General features: G+C 71.0%; 16 protein-coding genes. 9 read left to right on the top strand and 7 right to left on the bottom strand.

From position 1 onward, the window contains the following. Positions 1–64: 64 nt before the first annotated feature. Together OU415_RS31155 and OU415_RS31150 are read left to right on the top strand one after the other, a co-directional pair. The gene (locus OU415_RS31155) at positions 65–271 is read left to right on the top strand and encodes a hypothetical protein (protein WP_270953036.1); all 207 of its coding nucleotides are present in this window, start codon (positions 65–67) and stop codon (positions 269–271) included. Between the two features lie 39 nt (positions 272–310). Next, entirely contained in the window at positions 311–544 is a 234-nt protein-coding gene (locus OU415_RS31150; protein WP_270953035.1) for a hypothetical protein, read from the top strand. A gap of 12 nt (positions 545–556) precedes the next feature. Here the strand turns inward: OU415_RS31150 and OU415_RS31145 are convergent, their stop codons facing one another. From OU415_RS31145 to OU415_RS31135, 3 genes are read right to left on the bottom strand one after another with little or no spacing between them, the layout of a single operon-like run. Next, positions 557–1075 carry a GNAT family N-acetyltransferase gene (locus tag OU415_RS31145; RefSeq protein ID WP_270953034.1) on the bottom strand — a complete coding sequence of 173 codons (519 nt, stop codon included), beginning with the start codon at positions 1073–1075 and terminating at the stop codon, positions 557–559. Positions 1076–1129: 54 nt separating this feature from the next. Continuing rightward, complete coding sequence (locus OU415_RS31140) at positions 1130–1900, bottom strand: maleylpyruvate isomerase N-terminal domain-containing protein (protein ID WP_270953033.1); 771 nt, start codon at positions 1898–1900, stop codon at positions 1130–1132. Beyond that, positions 1897–2343: an SAV_6107 family HEPN domain-containing protein gene (locus tag OU415_RS31135; RefSeq protein WP_270953031.1), complete on the bottom strand. Its 447-nt coding sequence runs from the start codon at positions 2341–2343 to the stop codon at positions 1897–1899. The genes OU415_RS31140 and OU415_RS31135 overlap by 4 nt, the downstream gene beginning before the upstream one ends. Positions 2344–2699: 356 nt before the next feature. On the opposite strand from OU415_RS31135, the gene OU415_RS31130 reads away from it, so the two are divergent. Both OU415_RS31130 and OU415_RS31125 read left to right on the top strand, forming a co-directional pair. Further along, a complete protein-coding gene (locus OU415_RS31130) occupies positions 2700–3269 on the top strand; it encodes a GNAT family N-acetyltransferase (protein WP_270953030.1) in 570 nt (189 codons plus the stop codon). Positions 3270–3392: 123 nt separating this feature from the next. Next, complete coding sequence (locus OU415_RS31125; RefSeq protein WP_270953029.1) at positions 3393–4376, top strand: SGNH/GDSL hydrolase family protein; 984 nt, start codon at positions 3393–3395, stop codon at positions 4374–4376. Between the two features lie 44 nt (positions 4377–4420). On the opposite strand, the gene OU415_RS31120 is transcribed toward OU415_RS31125, so the two are convergent. Next, positions 4421–6103 (bottom strand): DUF885 domain-containing protein, encoded by a 1683-nt coding sequence (locus tag OU415_RS31120; RefSeq protein ID WP_270953027.1) that lies wholly within the window; start codon positions 6101–6103, stop codon positions 4421–4423. Between the two features lie 98 nt (positions 6104–6201). On the opposite strand from OU415_RS31120, the gene OU415_RS31115 reads away from it, so the two are divergent. Then, positions 6202–6894 (top strand): DUF3153 domain-containing protein, encoded by a 693-nt coding sequence (locus OU415_RS31115; RefSeq protein WP_270953025.1) that lies wholly within the window; start codon positions 6202–6204, stop codon positions 6892–6894. Positions 6895–6898: 4 nt separating this feature from the next. Here OU415_RS31115 and OU415_RS31110 read toward each other — a convergent pair whose 3' ends face one another. Next, positions 6899–7768: a methylenetetrahydrofolate reductase gene (locus OU415_RS31110; protein WP_270953024.1), complete on the bottom strand. Its 870-nt coding sequence runs from the start codon at positions 7766–7768 to the stop codon at positions 6899–6901. 161 nt (positions 7769–7929) lie between these two features. Here OU415_RS31110 and OU415_RS31105 point away from each other — a divergent pair, with 161 nt between their 5' ends. Then, a complete protein-coding gene (locus tag OU415_RS31105) occupies positions 7930–9006 on the top strand; it encodes a polyprenyl synthetase family protein (protein ID WP_270953023.1) in 1077 nt (358 codons plus the stop codon). Beyond that, complete coding sequence (crtI, locus tag OU415_RS31100) at positions 9006–10472, top strand: phytoene desaturase family protein (protein WP_270953021.1); 1467 nt, start codon at positions 9006–9008, stop codon at positions 10470–10472. Before OU415_RS31105 ends, crtI begins: the two co-directional genes overlap by 1 nt. Positions 10473–10515: 43 nt before the next feature. Here crtI and OU415_RS31095 read toward each other — a convergent pair whose 3' ends face one another. Beyond that, a complete protein-coding gene (locus tag OU415_RS31095; protein WP_270953019.1) occupies positions 10516–10881 on the bottom strand; it encodes an Rv2175c family DNA-binding protein in 366 nt (121 codons plus the stop codon). A 169-nt stretch (positions 10882–11050) separates the two neighbouring features. Here OU415_RS31095 and pknB point away from each other — a divergent pair, with 169 nt between their 5' ends. Both pknB and mptB read left to right on the top strand, forming a co-directional pair. Further along, complete coding sequence (gene pknB / locus OU415_RS31090) at positions 11051–13030, top strand: Stk1 family PASTA domain-containing Ser/Thr kinase (RefSeq protein ID WP_270953018.1); 1980 nt, start codon at positions 11051–11053, stop codon at positions 13028–13030. Between the two features lie 158 nt (positions 13031–13188). Then, entirely contained in the window at positions 13189–14751 is a 1563-nt protein-coding gene (mptB, locus tag OU415_RS31085; protein ID WP_270953017.1) for a polyprenol phosphomannose-dependent alpha 1,6 mannosyltransferase MptB, read from the top strand. A 105-nt stretch (positions 14752–14856) separates the two neighbouring features. Here the strand turns inward: mptB and OU415_RS31080 are convergent, their stop codons facing one another. After that, complete coding sequence (locus OU415_RS31080) at positions 14857–16245, bottom strand: class II 3-deoxy-7-phosphoheptulonate synthase (protein ID WP_270953016.1); 1389 nt, start codon at positions 16243–16245, stop codon at positions 14857–14859. Between the last annotated feature and the right edge of the window lie 132 nt (positions 16246–16377).

Raw genomic sequence — 16377 nt, 5'->3', positions numbered from 1 at the left:
CAAGAAGACCACCAGAACCTCAGAACTCAGTATCGATCGCGAGGCGTTGATCGATAGTCAAGTTGTGGATCTGTACCAGGTCGTGCTGTTGGCCATCTCGTTCGCGGCGGGTGGGTTCACCCTGCATCGGCTCGTGCGGCGGCACGGCTGGCAGGACGGCTGGCAGTTCTCCGGTCTCGTCGCCGGTGCCCTGCTGGTCGGCGCCCTCGCCTACATCGCGGCGTACACGCTCATGATCATGGTGCTCGCGACCCTGTTCGTCATCGCCTGAAAGCCCAGCTTTCCCATTCCGAGGGGAAATTGGGCTTCGATGATCGACAATCCGGACGTGGACGCGTTCTTGATCACGCTGCTCGCCATTGCACTGCCGGCGGGCGGGCTGAACATGTACCGCAAGCTGCGACGGCACGGCTGGCGGGGAGGCTGGCGCTTCTCCGGTCTGCTGCTGACCTCCGCGCTGCTCGGAATCCTCGTCGCCTACGCGACAGTCTTCATCTTCGTCTTGTTGTTCGCAGCTCTCCTCTCCTTCTGGGACCAACCGTGACTGTTGAGCCCGCTACAGCTCCATGAACGGCTTCGGGTAGGCGAATTCGCCGCGGATCGCGGGGTCGTAGGACGCCAGGGTTCGGACCTGGAAGTGCGAGGCCCAGTCCGGAACCTGCGGCGTGATCCCGTGCTCCTGCGCCGGCTCGAACCCGAACTTCGGGTAGTAGTCCAGGTGCCCGAGCAGCACCACGACCGGCTCGCCGAGCGCATCAGCCGCACCGAGCACCGCGTGCATCAACGCCGCACCGACGCCGCTGCGCTGGAGATCCGGCAGCACACCGATCGGCCCCAGTGCCAACGCCGGAACGTCGCCGACGTGGCCACGGGTGCACACGACGTGCCCGACCACCTTCCCGTCCTGCTCGGCGACCATCGACAGCTCCGGCAGCCAGGAGTCGTCCGCGCGCAGCGCGTCGACGAGCCCGGCTTCCGCCGGAACCGCGTCCGGCCGGTCGGCATCGGCGAAGGCAGCCGCGTGCACCTGGTGGATCGCAGCGGCATCGGCGGGGGTCTCGCGTCGGATCAGCACCCGACCACGCTGCACCGATTGCGCTTGTGCCGCAACCGAATTTCCCCGCCGCCGTCAGCGAGTGGCGAGTTGCAACAACCCCCACAGCTGAGCCACCGCGTTCGGATCCCCGCTGGTCTCCACCGCCCGGTTCGGCAGTCGCCCCCACATCCACAGGTAGACCGCTGCCGCGTCACCGCCCACCACCGCATCCGGCGTCGTGGTCGCCACGTCGTCCGAACTGACCACCGCGGTCCCGTGCTGATCCGCGGTGACCAGCCAGTTGCGGCCGTCCACGTACACCCCCACCGAACAGGGGTGGCTCGCGGTGATGCCCAGTGCGCGCAGCCGGTAGTCGAACCACACCCGCAGCACTTCGTCGATGCCGTCGGTCGCGACGTCGGGCTCGATCGCGGTCCGCTCCACGCCCGCCGCCGTCTGCACGTCCACCCGGTGCACCGTGGTGGCGTGCAGCATCCGGCGCAGCCAGAACCGCACCTCGTGCTGCTCCGGCCACCAGGTCGGGCACGGGTCGTGCGGTGGTCGCGCCCCGAACTCCGCCAGCAGTCCGGCCAACCGGACCGCGAACCGGTTCGTCACCTCGCGGAGTTCGGGCTGCTCCGGCAGCGCCCACTCGCGCTCCATCTCGGCGGACCCCAGCCAGCACAACACGTCCTCGCACAGGTCGCCCACGTGCCGCACGGTCTGCCCCAACGTCCGCCCGGACGCGCTCCACACCGGAGCGTCCGGGTGCGCGTCGTGCGTCGCCGCAGTCAGCAGCTGCGCCTCGATGCCGAGCAGGTCCAGCATCCGCCCGTAGTCCAGTCCCACCTCAGTGCCGTTCACCGCGCCACCCCCAACAAGCTGCGCCCAACGATGTCCAGGAATTCCCGGCTGCGCGCCAGAAGACCGTCGGCGTCGAGCCAGGTGATCGTCGGCACGCCGGCCTCGGCGGCCGCGCGCCGGTCCGATCGTGCCGCGAAGTAGGCCGCCCACTCCCGCAGTTCCGGGGCGGCCTCGATTAAGAGCGTCCACACGCTGGCCGGACGCCCCTGCTCGCGCTGCCGGGAACGGGCCACCACCACTGCCGTGGCCGCGCGCAGCGCCGCCACGTGGGCGGACACGTACCGCTCGCCCGGGTGTTCCGCCTGCTCCGCTTCGTGCAGGCAGGTCCGGGCGTTGAGCAGCAACGACAGCGAACCCGCCGGCGTTTCCGCCTCGGGGGTCGGGCCCTGGTTCTCCACGGAGCTCCGCGGAGCGGGAATCGAGAGATCGGCGGGAAAAGACATCGGCGCTCTCCTCTGCACGACGAAGCCGTCCACACCACCCGGCGACCGCGCTGCCCAGCGACGACACGTCCCCGAGCAGCTGGTCTTCGAGGCGGTGGGCCCGGTGGAGGAGTGCTTCCCCCACTCCACCACCGGACCCGGTGTTCGAACTGACGTTCATCGAACTTCCGTTCGAACATCTTCAGATTAGCGCGCTCGGCCGATCGACTCAAGCACTGCGCCGTAGCTCACCTGTTCGAGTCATGACCAGCGAAGATGATCACCCGGAGGGACGAATCGAACACCGGGTGACCGCACCGACACCCGGAGGGCACGCCAGGCAGGACCTCGCGTCTCGAACCGGCTACTGTTCGGCCGTGACCGCCGCACCATCGCCCCGCTGTGACCGGATCGCCGAGCTGACCACCGACCAGCTCCGGGCCCGACTGCCCGAGGCCCTGCAGGTCTACGTGACCGCGATGGGCTACCCGCCCAGCACCGCCCAGCAACGCGCCCCGATGTGGTCGGCGCACATGCTGCGCGCGGGCTGGCGCTGCATCGGCGCGTTCAGCGAGCAGGACGAGCTCATCGGCATCGGGTACGGCTACCTCGGCGCGCCCGGCCAGTGGTGGCACGAGCAGGTCCGCCGCGGCCTGATGACCAGCGAGGTCGCGATCGGCGACTGGATGGACGACTACTTCGAGCTGACCGAACTGCACGTACACCCGGCAGCCCAGGGCGGCGGGCTCGGCGAGAGCATCCTGCGCCGCCTGCTCACCGGCGCACCAGGCAGCAAGGTCCTGCTGTCCACGCCGGAAGGCCCGACGCGGGCCTGGAAGCTGTACCGCCGGGTCGGCTTCACCGACGTCCTGCGCAACTACCGGTTCACCGGCGACCCGCGCCCCTTCGCGGTGCTCGGCCGCCCCCTCCCTCTCGAGCCCCGCTGACGTCCTGCGTTCCACTCGGACGTCCGGGGCAAAATCCGAATAACTTTCACGAAAATCCTTGCCCATTCGGCACGTGATCGTCTTCACTGCGTCATCGACGGCTGATGACAGGTGGAGGTGCCGATGGGCCGGGTAGGACTGCTCCGCAGAGCAAGCGGGATCGCGTTGTCGGTGTTGGCCGGGGTCTCCCTCGCCACCGCCCCGGCGGCGGCCGGCGAACCCGGGTACCAGCACTACGTCGCCCTCGGCGACTCGTTCACCTCCGGACCGCTGATCCCGTGGATGCGCCTGGACCCGCTGCTGTGCGGGAGGTCCACGAACAACTACCCGTCGCTGCTGGCGCGCGACCTCGAGCCCGCGAAGTTCACCGACGTCAGCTGCGGCGGCGCGGACACCACGGACATGACCACCGCGCAGGACTGGTACTCCGGACCCCAGTTCGACGCGCTCACCGCGGAAACGGACCTGGTCACGCTGGGCATCGGCGGCAACGACTTCAGCGTCTTCGGCGACACCATCGCCATCTGCTCCGGCCTGCGCGCCACCGACCCGGTCGGATCGCCGTGCCGCGAGCACTTCGCCACCGACGGCGGGGACGACCTGAAGCGCCGCATCGAACTCACCGGGCACCGCGTGGCGGAGGTCGTGCGGGGCGTGCAGGAGCGGTCGCCGCAGGCTCGGATCCTGGTCATCGGCTACCCGCGCATCGTGCCGCCGACCGGCTACTGCCCGGACGTCATCCCGTTGGCCGACGGCGACTACCGCTACGCCGACGAGATCGAGCAGGAGCTCAACGCCGCGATCGCCGGCGCGGCACAGCGCACCGGCGCCACGTTCGTCGACACCTACGGCCCGTCGCTGGGGCACGACGCCTGCGCCACCGGGGGCGCGGCCTGGATCAACGGCCAGCACCTGAGCCCGGTGGCGGCGCCGTACCACCCGTTCGCATCGGCGATGGCCGCGCAGGCCAGCATCATCGGCGACGTCCTCGACGGCGAAACCCCGGACGTCACCGAGGCCGAGCGAGCGGCCGAGCGCGCAGCCGAGGACACCGCGCGCCAGGCAGCCGCCCGCGCCCAGCTCACCGAGCAGCACCCGTCCTGGTGATCGGTGCGGGACGCCGAACCACGGCGTCCCGCACCGCTCCCGGGTCAGAGCTGGGCGAGCTGCTCTCGGAGGGTGTCCAGGCCCATGCCGCCCATGCGCAGGGCCGTGGTGTGGAACTGCTTCACGTCGAAGTTCGCGCCGTGGCGCTGCTTCGCGTCCTCGCGGGCCGCGCGCCAGAGGCGTTCGCCGAGCTTGTAGGACGGCGCCTGGCCGGGCCAGCCCAGGTAGCGGTCGATCTCGTCGCGGACGTGCTGCGGGTCGGTGATCGTCCGGTCGAGCATGAACTCCAGACCCAGCTCCGGGGTCCAGCGCTCGCCCTCGTGGAAGCCGGTGCCCGCCGGGATCTCCAGCTCCAGGTGCATGCCGATGTCGACCACCACGCGCGCCGCGCGGAACAGCTGGTCGTTGAGCATGCCCAGCAGGTCGCCGTCGTCCTCGAGGTAGCCCAGCTCGCGCATCAGGCGCTCGGCGTAGAGCGCCCAGCCCTCGCCGTGGCCGGAGACGAAGCAGGCCAACCGCTGGAACTTGTTCAGCCGCTGCGCTTCGTGCACCGCGGTCGCCACCTGCAGGTGGTGTCCCGGCACGCCCTCGTGGTACACGGTGGACACTTCGCGCCAGGTCGGGAAGTCCTCCTTGTCAGCGGGCACCGACCACCACATCCGGCCCGGACGGGAGAAGTCCTCGGTCGGCCCGGTGTAGTAGGCGCCGACGCCGCCGCCCGGCGGGGCGATCCGGCACTCCAGCTCCATCAGCGGGTCCGGGATGTCGAAGTGCGTGCCGCGCAGGTCCTGCAGCGCCTGGTCGGACAGCCGCTGCATCCACTCCTCGAAGGCCCGCTGGCCGCGGACCTGGTAGCGCGGGTCGGCGTCGAGCGCCGCGGCGGCCTCGGCCAGCGTCGCGCCCGGCTTGATCCGGTCCGCGATCTGCTTCATCTCCGCCTCGATGCCGGCGAACTCCGCCCAGCCCCACTCGTAGGCCTCGCGCAGGTCGAGCCGGGCGCCGGTGAAGTACCGCGACCACAGCCGGTACCGCTCCTCGCCGACGGCGTCCTTCTCCGGCGCCTTCGGCAGCAGCTCGCCGCGCAGGAAGTCCGCGAGCCCGGCGTAGGCCTCGGCCGCCGACTCCGCCGCTGTGTCCAGGTCGCGGCGCAGCGACTCGTCCACGCCGTCGGCGCGCTCCACCATCGCCGCGAAGAACGACGGCTGCCCGCTGCGGCCGGACCAGGTGTCGCACTGCTCGGCGACCTTGCGGACCTGGCGCGCCGCCGACACGTTCCCGTCCGCGGCCGCCGTCAGCAGGCCGACGCGCAGGCCCAGCAGCGCCTCGGGCATCTTCGACAGGCGGCGGGCGATGGTCCGCCAGTGGTCCGGGGTGTCGGTCGGCATCAGGTCGAAGACCTGCCGCAGTTCCTGCGCCGGAGAGGCGATCACGTTCAGCGCGGACATGTCCGCGCCGATCTCGTGCAGTTCCAGGTCCAGCCCCACCCGTTCGGAGAACACCGCCTGGGCGATGCGCTCCGAATCGTCGCGCGGCTCAGCGGCTTCCACCGCCGCCAGGCTGCGGCGGGACAGCTCGGCGCGGGCCTGGTGCCCGTCCGGCGAGTAGTCGGTCAGCTCTTCTTCCCCACCTGGCACACCCAGGTACGTCGCGGCGATCGGGTCGAGCGCGGCCAGCTCGTCGACGAACCGATCGCTGATCTCGTGCACGCCGTTGTGGTCAACTCCCATGGCGGCCACGCTATCGCGGGTCCCCGACCCGCACCCGCACTACGACGAAGGGGTATCGCGCTCGGCGAAATCGGCTGCTGGATGCGAAGATCGCGCAGGTGGAGGCCAAGGGACCGCGCCGCCGCGCGGCATCGCTGCTGGTGCTGATCACCGTGCTCGGCACGCTGCTCGGCGGGTGCCTGCGCGTCAACGCCTCGATGAACGTCTCCGGTGACGACCTGGTGTCCGGCGAAGTGCTGGTGGCCACCGAAACCCCCGACGGCCAGGTGCCGTTCCAGCTGCACCCGCCGGATTCGCTGGCCGACCGGGTCGAGATCGCGCCGTACCGCGGCGAGGGCCGGGTCGGGTCCCGGTTGTCCTTCCACGACTTGACCTTCCAGGAGGTCCAGGAGCTGGCCGCCGGGCTGAGCCAGTCCGACTCCCGGTACCAGCTGAAGCTGTCCCGGTCCGGCTCGCTGGTGATCTTCGACGGCTCGGTGGACCTGACCCCGCTGGCCGACACCGATTCCGCGGTGGACCTGAAGCTCAGCGCGCCGGGCGAGATCACCAACACCAACGGCCAGGAGTCGGCGGGCACCGTCAGCTGGACGCTGCAGCCGGGCGCGGTCACCGAGATGTCGGCGATCTACCAGTTCTCGAACTCCGCGGGCGCGGACTGGGTCGGCTGGGCCGTGCTGGTCGTGGTCCTCACCTTCGTCGCCGCCGCGCTGGTCGCGGTCCTCGCCCTGCGGAACCACCTCCGCAACCGCGCCGAGCAGGCCGCCGACGAACCCAGCTACCCGCGGAGCTGACCGGTCAGAGGCCGAGGTTGGCCACGACCTGGCGCGTCGCTTTGGAGCGGTTGAGGGTGTAGAAGTGCAGCGCCGGGACGCCTTCGTCGATCAGGCGGGCGCAGAGCTCGGTCACCACGTCCACCCCCGCTTGGCGGAATCCGGCCGGGTCGTCGACCAGCGGGAGCAGCCGGTCCTCGATCGCGCCGGGCACCGGGACGCCGGCCAGTTCGCCGAACTTCGACAGCACCCGCGGCGTCGTGATCGGCATGACGCCGGGCAGCAGCGGCACGTCGCAGCCGCGCGCGGCCATCCGATCGCGCAGCCGCAGGAAGTACTCCGGTTCCAGGAACAGCTGGGCGACGGCGAAACCCGCACCCGCGCGGACCTTGCGGACCAGGTGGTCGGCGTCGACGTCGAGATCGGCCGAGCGCGGGTGCCCGTGCGGGAACGCCGCGACCCCGACGCAGAAGTCGCCGAGCTCGCGGATCAGCCGCACCAGCTCGTCGGCGTGCTCCAGCCCTTCCGGGTGGCGGACCCACTCGCCGTTCGGGTCGCCCGGCGGGTCGCCGCGGACCGCCAGCACGTTGCGCACGCCGGACGCGGCGTACCAGCCGATGACGTTGCGCAGCTCGGCCACCGAGTGGTCGACGGCGGTCAGGTGCGCCATCGGGGTCAGGGTGGTCTCCTGGGCGATGCGCCCGGTGGTGCGGATCGTGCGGTCCCGGCTGGAGCCGCCCGCGCCGTAGGTCACCGAGACGAACGCCGGATCCAGCGGTTCCAGCTCGCGCACCGCCCGCCAGAGAACGCGTTCTTCGTCGTCGTTGCGCGGTGGGAAGAACTCCACCGAGAAGGTCGTCCGCTCGGTGCGCAACCGATCCACCACCACTGCCATGCCGCTCAGCATAGGGACAAATCAACTACGCTCCGAAGTCTTCCCAACGACTGGGAGCTAACCGGTAGCCCGGGCAGCCGAACGCGAAGGGCATCGCGGAGGATGGGGCTGTGACCCCATCACATTCGGTTACCGCAGAAGCAACCAGCAAGGACACCGTCGTGGAGTCGAGCCTTCCCGATCAGGTCCAGCAGAAGCTGACCGAATTCCTGCAGGCCCGCCGGTCCGAGGCCCTCGACCTCGACCCGGCCTTCGGGGCTGCGGTGGCCGAGCTGTCCGGTTTCGTGCTCAACGGCGGCAAGCGGATCCGCCCCACCTTCGCCTGGTGGGGCTGGCGCGCGGCCGGCGGCAGCGCCGAGGGCCCGGCCGCGGTGGCGATGCTGCGCGCCGCCAGCGCCCTGGAGCTGATCCAGGCGTGCGCACTGGTACACGACGACCTCATCGACGAGTCCGATACGCGGCGCGGCAATCCGACCGTGCACCGCAAGTTCGAGCAGGTCCACCAGGAGTCCGGCTTCACCGGCGACGCCGAGCAGTTCGGCATGGCCAGCGCCGTACTCCTCGGCGACTTGGCGCTGGCCTGGGCCGACGACATGCTGCACGGCGCGGGCATCCCGCCGGAGGCGCTGAGCCGGGCGCTGCGGCCGTGGCGCGCGATGCGCACCGAGGTCCTCGCCGGGCAGTACCTGGACGTGCTCGGCCAGGTCCGGGGCGACGAGACCCCGCAAGCCGCGCTGCGCATCTGCCAGCTCAAGGCCGCGTCCTACACGGTGCAGCGCCCGCTGGAGCTCGGTGCCGAGATCGCCGGAGCGAGCCCCGAAGCGCTGGAGGCGCTGCACCGGTTCGGCTCCGACATCGGCGTCGCCTTCCAGCTGCGCGACGACCTGCTCGGCGTCTTCGGCGACCCCGGGGTGACCGGCAAGCCCGCCGGTGACGACCTGCGCGAGGGCAAGCGGACCGTGCTGATCGCCGAAGCGACAGCCACCGCCCGCGAGCAGAACGACCAGGAAGCGCTGGACCTGCTGCACGGCGTCCTCGGCGACCCCGAGCTGGACGAGCAACGCGTCGAGCAGGCGCGGCAGGTGCTCACCCGCCTCGGCGCGGTGGCCGCGGTGGAGAAGCGGATCACCGACCTGACCGGATCGGCGCTGCTCGCGCTGCACGGCGCGAACCTGGCCGAACCCGCCGCGTCGCGGCTCGCCGAGCTGGCCGTCGCCGTCACCGACCGCACCCGCTGATGCGCACCACCACCGGCCGCAGCGACCACGTGCTGGTCCTCGGCGCCGGCCTTGCCGGGCTCGCCAGCGCGCTGCACCTGGTCGGGGCCGGTCGGCAGGTCACGGTGGTGGAGCGCGCGCCGCTGCCGGGCGGCCGCGCCGGGCTGCACCGGCTGGACGGCTACCGCATCGACACCGGCCCGACCGTGCTGACCATGCCGGAGCTGGTCGACGAAGCGCTGCACGCGGTCGGCGACTCGCTGGCCGAGCGCCTCGACCTGATCCCGCTGCACCCGGCGTACCAAGCGCGCTTCGCCGACGGCTCGACGCTGGACGTGCACACCGACGCCGGTGCCATGGAGCAGGAGGTGCGCCGCTTCGCCGGACCGGCCGAGGCGGCCGGCTACCGGCGGCTGCGGCAGTGGCTGACCGAGGTGTACCGGGCGGAGATGCACCGGTTCATCGACGCGAACTTCGACTCCCCGCTGGACCTGGTTTCGCCGGAGCTAGCCCGGTTGACCGCGCTGGGCGGCTTCGGCCGCCTGGGCCCGGCGATCGGCCGCTTCCTGCACGACGAACGGCTGCGCCGGGTGTTCTCGTTCCAGGCGCTCTACGCCGGCCTGGATCCGCGCCGCGCCCTCGCGCTGTACGCGGTCATCTCCTACATGGACACCATCAACGGCGTGTGGTTCCCGCGCGGCGGGATGCACGCGGTGCCCCAGGCCCTCGCCGACGCAGCTGCGGACGCGGGCGTCGTGTTCCGGTACGACACCGAGGTCACCGACCTGGAGCGGCGGGGCGACCGGCTCGTCGCCGCGCGCACTGCCGCCGGTGAACGCATCGAGGCCGACGCGTTCGTGCTGACCCCGGACCTGCCGGTGGTGCACCGGCTGCTCGGGCAGCGGCCGCGGCGGCGTCTGCGCTGGTCACCGTCGGCCGTGGTGCTGCACGCGGGAACCACGCGCAGCTGGTCCGACGCGCACCACACGATCTCCTTCGGCGATGCCTGGAACCGGACGTTCACCGAGATCATCCGCGACGGCGCACTGATGAGCGACCCATCGCTGCTGGTCACGCGGCCGACCACGACCGATCCGACGCTGGCGCCGGAAGGCCGCGAGCTGCACTACGTGCTCGCGCCGTGCCCGAACCTGGCGACCGGTGAGTTCGACTGGGACCGCATCGGCCCCGCATACCGCGACGAGCTGCTGCGCACCCTGGAGCGGCGCGGCTTCACCGACTTCGGCTCCTCGATCGAGGTGCAGGAGCTGGTCACGCCCGCGGACTGGGCAGCTCAGGGGCATGCCGCCGGGACGCCGTTCTCGGCCGCGCACACGTTCCCGCAGACCGGCCCGTTCCGGCCGCGGAACCTGGTCCTCGGTCTGGGCAACGCGGTGCTGGCGGGCTCCGGGACGACGCCGGGAGTCGGCGTGCCACCGGTCCTGATCTCCGGGAAGCTCGCAGCGCAGAGGATCGTCGGGTCGTGAGCGGCGATGGTCGCTCAAACCACCGTCGCCGCTCACGAACAGATCAGAAGCCCATGGCCTGAGCCCGGCGCTTCACCTCTCGGCCCCGGTCGCCGCGGAGCGCGTCGATCGGGGTTCCCGGCAGCGAGTCGTCCGGCGTGAACAACCAGCGGAGGATCTCGTCCTCGTGGTAGCCGGAGTCCCGCAGCAGGGTGATCGTGCCGGGCAGGCCCTTCACGATCTCGTTGCCGGCGAGGAACACGTCGGGAACGCCGAGCACGGCGTCGCGGCGCAGAGCCAGTAGATGTCCATCACGAATCAATTGGTGCACCCGGGTCACGGACCGCCCGAGCCGTTCAGCGACGGCCTCCAGCGGAACGACCTCCACATCGGGAGCGAGCACATCCGGGGCAGCGGGGATCGCACTCACGCTGCATACCTTGCCACATCGAGGGGTCCGACGCCGAGCGCCACCGGCCAGGAGATCCACCCACCGCGACATCCGACCAAGATCATGACCCATCCCACGGCCTGGCCCCGGCGTGTCGTCCGCACCTGCCACAATCGGGGAGGAACGGTTACCCGGCGGTTGGCGGAAAATGACTTCAGAGACACGGCGAGAACGCGGCGCGAGCCTCGTCGGAGCCATGCTCGAACGCCGGTACCGGGTCGACGCGCTGATCGCCCGCGGTGGCATGTCCACCGTCTACCGGGGCCTGGACACCCGGCTGGACCGGCCGGTCGCGATCAAGGTCATGGACGCGCAGTACTCCGGCGACCGGTCGTTCGTGGAGCGCTTCGAACGCGAGGCCCGGGCAGCGGCCAAGCTGCACCACCCCGACATCGTGGCCGTCTACGACCAGGGCGTGGACCACGGCACCGGCGAAGAGCACGTGTTCCTGGTGATGCAGCTGGTCGAGGGCTGCACGCTGCGCGACCTGATCATGGACGAGCGCGGGCCGCTGCCGCTGGCGACGGCTCTGAGCGTGATCGAGCCCGTGCTCTCCGCCCTGCAGGCCGCGCACCAGGCCGAGATGGTGCACCGCGACGTCAAGCCGGAGAACGTGCTGATCAGCACCGACGGCTCGGTCAAGGTCGCCGACTTCGGGCTGGTCCGCGCGGCCGCCGAGGCCGGGACGACCAGCGGCAGCGTCATCCTGGGCACCGTCGCCTACCTCTCCCCCGAGCAGGTCACCACCGGCGCCGCCGACGCGCGCACCGACGTCTACGCGGCCGGGATCGTGCTCTACGAGATGCTCACCGGCCGGCCGCCCTACGTCGGCGACACCGCGCTGTCGGTGGCCTACCGGCACGTCAACGACGACGTCCCGCCACCGGCCGAGCAGGTCCCCGACCTCCCGCCGGCCATCAACGACCTGGTGGTTCGCGCCACCCGCCGCGATCCGGCACAGCGCCCGCAGAGCGCCGAGGCGTTCCTCGCCGAACTGCAGCAGGCGCGCCGCGAGCTCGGCATCTCGCTGGTCCCGGTGCCGGTCCCCGAGTCGGCCGAGCACACCACCCTGATGCCCGCCGTCGCGGCCGATCCGCCGACCGCGCAGATCCCGGCCGTCCAGGCCGCACCGCCGCCGCAGCAGCCGAATCCGACCAGGGCGATGCTGCGCCCGACCACCGACGACGACTTCACCCAGGAGATGGCGCCGGTTCCGGCGGGACCGGTGCGCGAGCGCAGGAACGGGCGGCGGACCGTCGCGATCTGGACCGCGATCGTCCTGGTGCTCGCCGCTCTCGTGGGCGGTGCGGCGTTCTGGCTCGGCCTGGGCAGCTACGTCGACGTGCCCAAGCTCGTCGGCCAGCAGGAGGCGGCCGCGCAGAAGGCCCTCTCGGACCTCGAGCTGACGGGCAACGTGACCCGCGAGAACGACAACAACGTGCCGGAAGGCGTCGTGATCAGCTCGAACCCGCGCGAGGGTTCGCAGGTGCGCAGCGGCAGCACCGTCGACCTCGTGGTGTCTCTGGGCAAGCCGAAGGTGCCGGAGATCGCCGAGGGCACCCCGCTGGCCGAGGCCGAGAGCATCATCCGCAACGCGAAGCTGCAGCCCAAGCACGACGAGTCGGCCGACCAGTTCCACACCAGCGTGCCGGAAGGCCGGGTCATCAGCGTCGACCCGGCGCCGGGCACCCCGCTGAACATCAGCGGCGAGGTGTCGCTGATCGTCAGCAAGGGTCCGCCGCCGGTGCCGGTGCCCGACGTGCGCGGGATGAGCCGCGACGACGCCTTCGCCACGCTGGCCAACGCCGGTTTCGAGCCCTACGAGCTGGGCCGCGAGTTCAACTCGGACGTGGCCGCCGACCACGTCATCGGCACCGATCCGGAGATCGGCACCGAGGTCAAGCTGGTCGGCAAGCCCCGCATCGGGGTGAAGCTGTCGAACGCGGTGACCGTGCCCAGCCTCAACGGGGTCAGCGTGGAAGAAGCGCAGCAGCAGGTCGCGGCGCTGGGGTTGAGGCTCAACGTCAACGCCATCTTCCACCGGGAGAACATGGTCATCTTCGGCCAGTACCCGCTGCCGGGCAGCAAGGTCGAGCCGGGAAGCGAGATCCACGTCACCGCGCTGTGATGTGATCCTGATCTCCATCGGGTTGCGTAACGTTTTCCCGATGTGGGATCTACCTGCGGCTACCCGCTTCCCGGGCTTCACCTGATCGGCGGCGACTCGGGCGATCTCGCCTGGTCACAGCCGAGCCGGAGGTCGGTTGTGGAAATATTGGGAGCACGATGCCCCCGACTGTTTCCACCGAGTCGGCACCCGACTGGCCCGAGCAGGCCAACAACACGACAGCCGACCAGGCCGCTGGCGAACGGCACGAGAGCCGTCCGCTGCCCTTGCGCACCATCGCGCTGGGCGCGATCGGTTCCGTGCTGCTGCTGATCGGTTCCTTCGGCGCCGCCGGAACGCTCGTGCACGATCCGGTCCTGGGCACCGGTCCGATGTCGGTGCTGCGCTACGGGCACGGTCACGACGTCGCCGTCACCGTCGTCTACATCGGGTTCGCCCTGCTGGTGTGGGCGTGGGTGCGGCTCGGCCGCGGCGTGCTGGCCCACCTGGTGACCTCCCGCGGCGTGCTGTGGGCGACGGTCGCCTGGCTGGTGCCGATGCTCATCGCCCCGCCGCTGTTCACCCGCGACGTCTACAGCTACCTCGGCCAGGGCTTGCTGGCGCTGAACGGGCTCGACCCCTACGGCGTCGGTCCGGCCGCGCTCACCGGCCCGATCCCGGAGAACGTGCACCCGACCTGGCAGACCACGCCGGCGCCGTACGGGCCGCTGTTCATGGGCGTGGCCAAGGGCGTGATCCTGCTGGCCGGGCACGACATCATCATCAGCGTCGTGGTGATGCGGCTGGTGCTGCTGGGCGGCCTGGTGATGCTGATCTGCGCGCTGCCCGGACTGGTGCGCCACCTCGGCGGCCGGCTGCCGGTGGCGCTGTGGCTGGTCGCGGCCAGCCCGATGACGGTGGTGCACCTGGTCGGCGGCCCGCACAACGACATGCTGATGATCGGCCTGCTGTCGGTCGGCACGCTGCTGGTGCTGGAAGGCCGCCACGCCAGCGGGATGGCGCTGGCCTCGGCGGCGATGGCGATCAAGGCCACCGCCGGTCTGGCGCTGCCGTTCCTGGTGTGGATCTGGGCGTCCCGGCTGACCGGTCCGCGGTGGCAGCGGTTCCTGCGCGCGGTGGCCCCCTCGCTCGGGATCTTCGTGGTGGTCTTCGGCGGGTGCACGCTGCTGGCCAAGGTCGGTTTCGGCTGGCTGGGGGCGCTGTCGGCGCCCGGCATGATCGTCAACTACCTGTCCGCGCCGACGGCCGTCGGCCAGGCGGTGCACAGCTTGGTGTCGCTGTTCGGCGAGGCCAACATCTGGCCGTTCGTGGGCGCCACCCGCACGCTCGGTTCCCTGCTGCTGGTCGCGATCCTCGCCTGGAACTGGTGGCAGGCGCGCGACGGCGGGCCCGAAGCGGTGCGCCGCGCGGCGATCGTCCTGTGCTTCGGCGCGTTCCTGTCGCCGGTCCTGCTGCCCTGGTACACGACCTGGGGCCTCGCGCTGGGCGCGGCGTTCGCCTGGACCCCGCGCGCCCTGTCCTACGTGGTCGGGGCGTCGATCGCGCTGGTGCTGGCGTACTACCCCGACGGCGAGCAGGCGATGTACAACTGGCCGTTCGTCGCCGTGGGCATCGGTGCGGCGGTGCTCGGCGCCCGGTCGCTGGTGCACTACGACCCGCTGGGCCTCAGCGAAGCGTTCGGACGCCTCTCCCGCACCCCCGTGCACCAACGGCAGGCCTGACCAACTCCCGTGAGCACTTTGGGTCGCTATGACGACCCAAAACGCTCACGGCAACGAAAGGAGGCCCGGAACCGCGCGGGTTCCGGGCCTCCTCGTCAGCTGGGGTCAGCCGCGGAGCATCTCCGCGACCAGGAACGCCAGCTCCAGGGACTGCTGGGTGTTGAGGCGCGGGTCGCAGGCCGTCTCGTAGCGGCCCGACAGGTCGGCGTCGGAGATGTCCTGCGCGCCGCCCACGCACTCGGTGACGTCCTCACCGGTCAGCTCGATGTGGATGCCGCCGGGGTGGGTGCCGAGGCGGTGGTGGACCTCGAAGAAGCCCTGCACCTCGTCCACGATCCGGTCGAAGTGGCGGGTCTTGTAGCCCGTGCTGGCCTCGTGGGTGTTGCCGTGCATGGGGTCGCACTGCCAGATCACCTGGTGCCCGGAGGCGGTGACCTTCTCCACGATCCCCGGCAGCACGTCGCGGACCTTGCCGTTGCCCATCCGGCTGATCAGGGTGAGCCGGCCTGGCTCGTTGTTCGGGTCCAGCCGCTCGACGTACTCCACGGCCTGCTCCGGCGTGGTGCCGGGGCCGATCTTGATGCCGATCGGGTTGGAGATCAGCTCGGCGAAGGCGACGTGCGCGCCGTCGAGCTGGCGGGTCCGCTCCCCCACCCACAGGAAGTGGCCGGACAGGTCGAACAGCCGCGGCTTCTCGCCGGTGGTGTCCAGGCGCAGCATGGCGCGCTCGTAGTCCATCACCAGCGCCTCGTGGCTGGCGTAGAACTGCACCGAGTGCAGGCTGGAGTCGTCGACCCCGCAGGCCGCCATGAAGCGCAGGCCGCGGTCGATCTCGGCGGCCACCGACTCGTAGCGCTCCCCGGCCGGGGAGTTGAGCACGAAGTCCTTGTTCCAGTCGTGCACCTTGGTCAGCGCGGCCATCCCGGCGCTGGTCAGGGCGCGGGAGAGGTTCATCGCGGCGCTGGCGTTGGCGTAGGCGCGGATCAGCCGCGACGGGTCGTGGCGGCGCGCCTCCTCGGTGGCCACCAGCGAGTTGATCATGTCGCCGCGGTAGGACGGCAGGCCCAGCGCGTCGGTGTCGCTGGAGCGCGGCTTGGCGTACTGCCCGGCGAGGCGGCCGAGCTTGACCACCGGCATGCTCGCGCCGTAGGTCAGCACCACCGCCATCTGCAGCAGGGTGCGGATGTTGCCGCGGATGTGCGGCTCGGTGTTGTCCGCGAACGTCTCCGCGCAGTCACCGCCCTGGAGCAGGAAGGCTTCGCCCCTGGCGACCGCTGCGAGGTGCTGGCGCAGCTGGTCGACCTCGGAGGGGACGGTCACCGGAGGAACGCTCTCCAGCACCTTCCGGACGTTGTTCGCCTGCTCCTGGTCCGGCCACTTGGGCTGTTGGGCGGCCGGACGGGCCAGGGCGTCGTCGAGCCGGGCGCGCATCTCGGGCGGCAGCGGCGGCAGTTCGGGCAGGTCGTCCACGGGGACGTCGACGGTCCAGTTCACGTTTCCCAGAATAGGCGGTCGGCGCCAGTGGTTTTACCCCGGGAAGCACGTCCCACGATGCGGAAGCCCAGCCGGACTCGATTCAGTAGGCCGAGCCGAGCTCGCGGAGATCCCAGCGGTTCGTCCTGACAG

This window comes from Saccharopolyspora oryzae (assembly GCF_027853915.1).
GTDB classification, from domain to species: domain Bacteria; phylum Actinomycetota; class Actinomycetes; order Mycobacteriales; family Pseudonocardiaceae; genus Saccharopolyspora; species Saccharopolyspora oryzae.
This window is presented reverse-complemented; position numbering and strand designations above follow the sequence as displayed.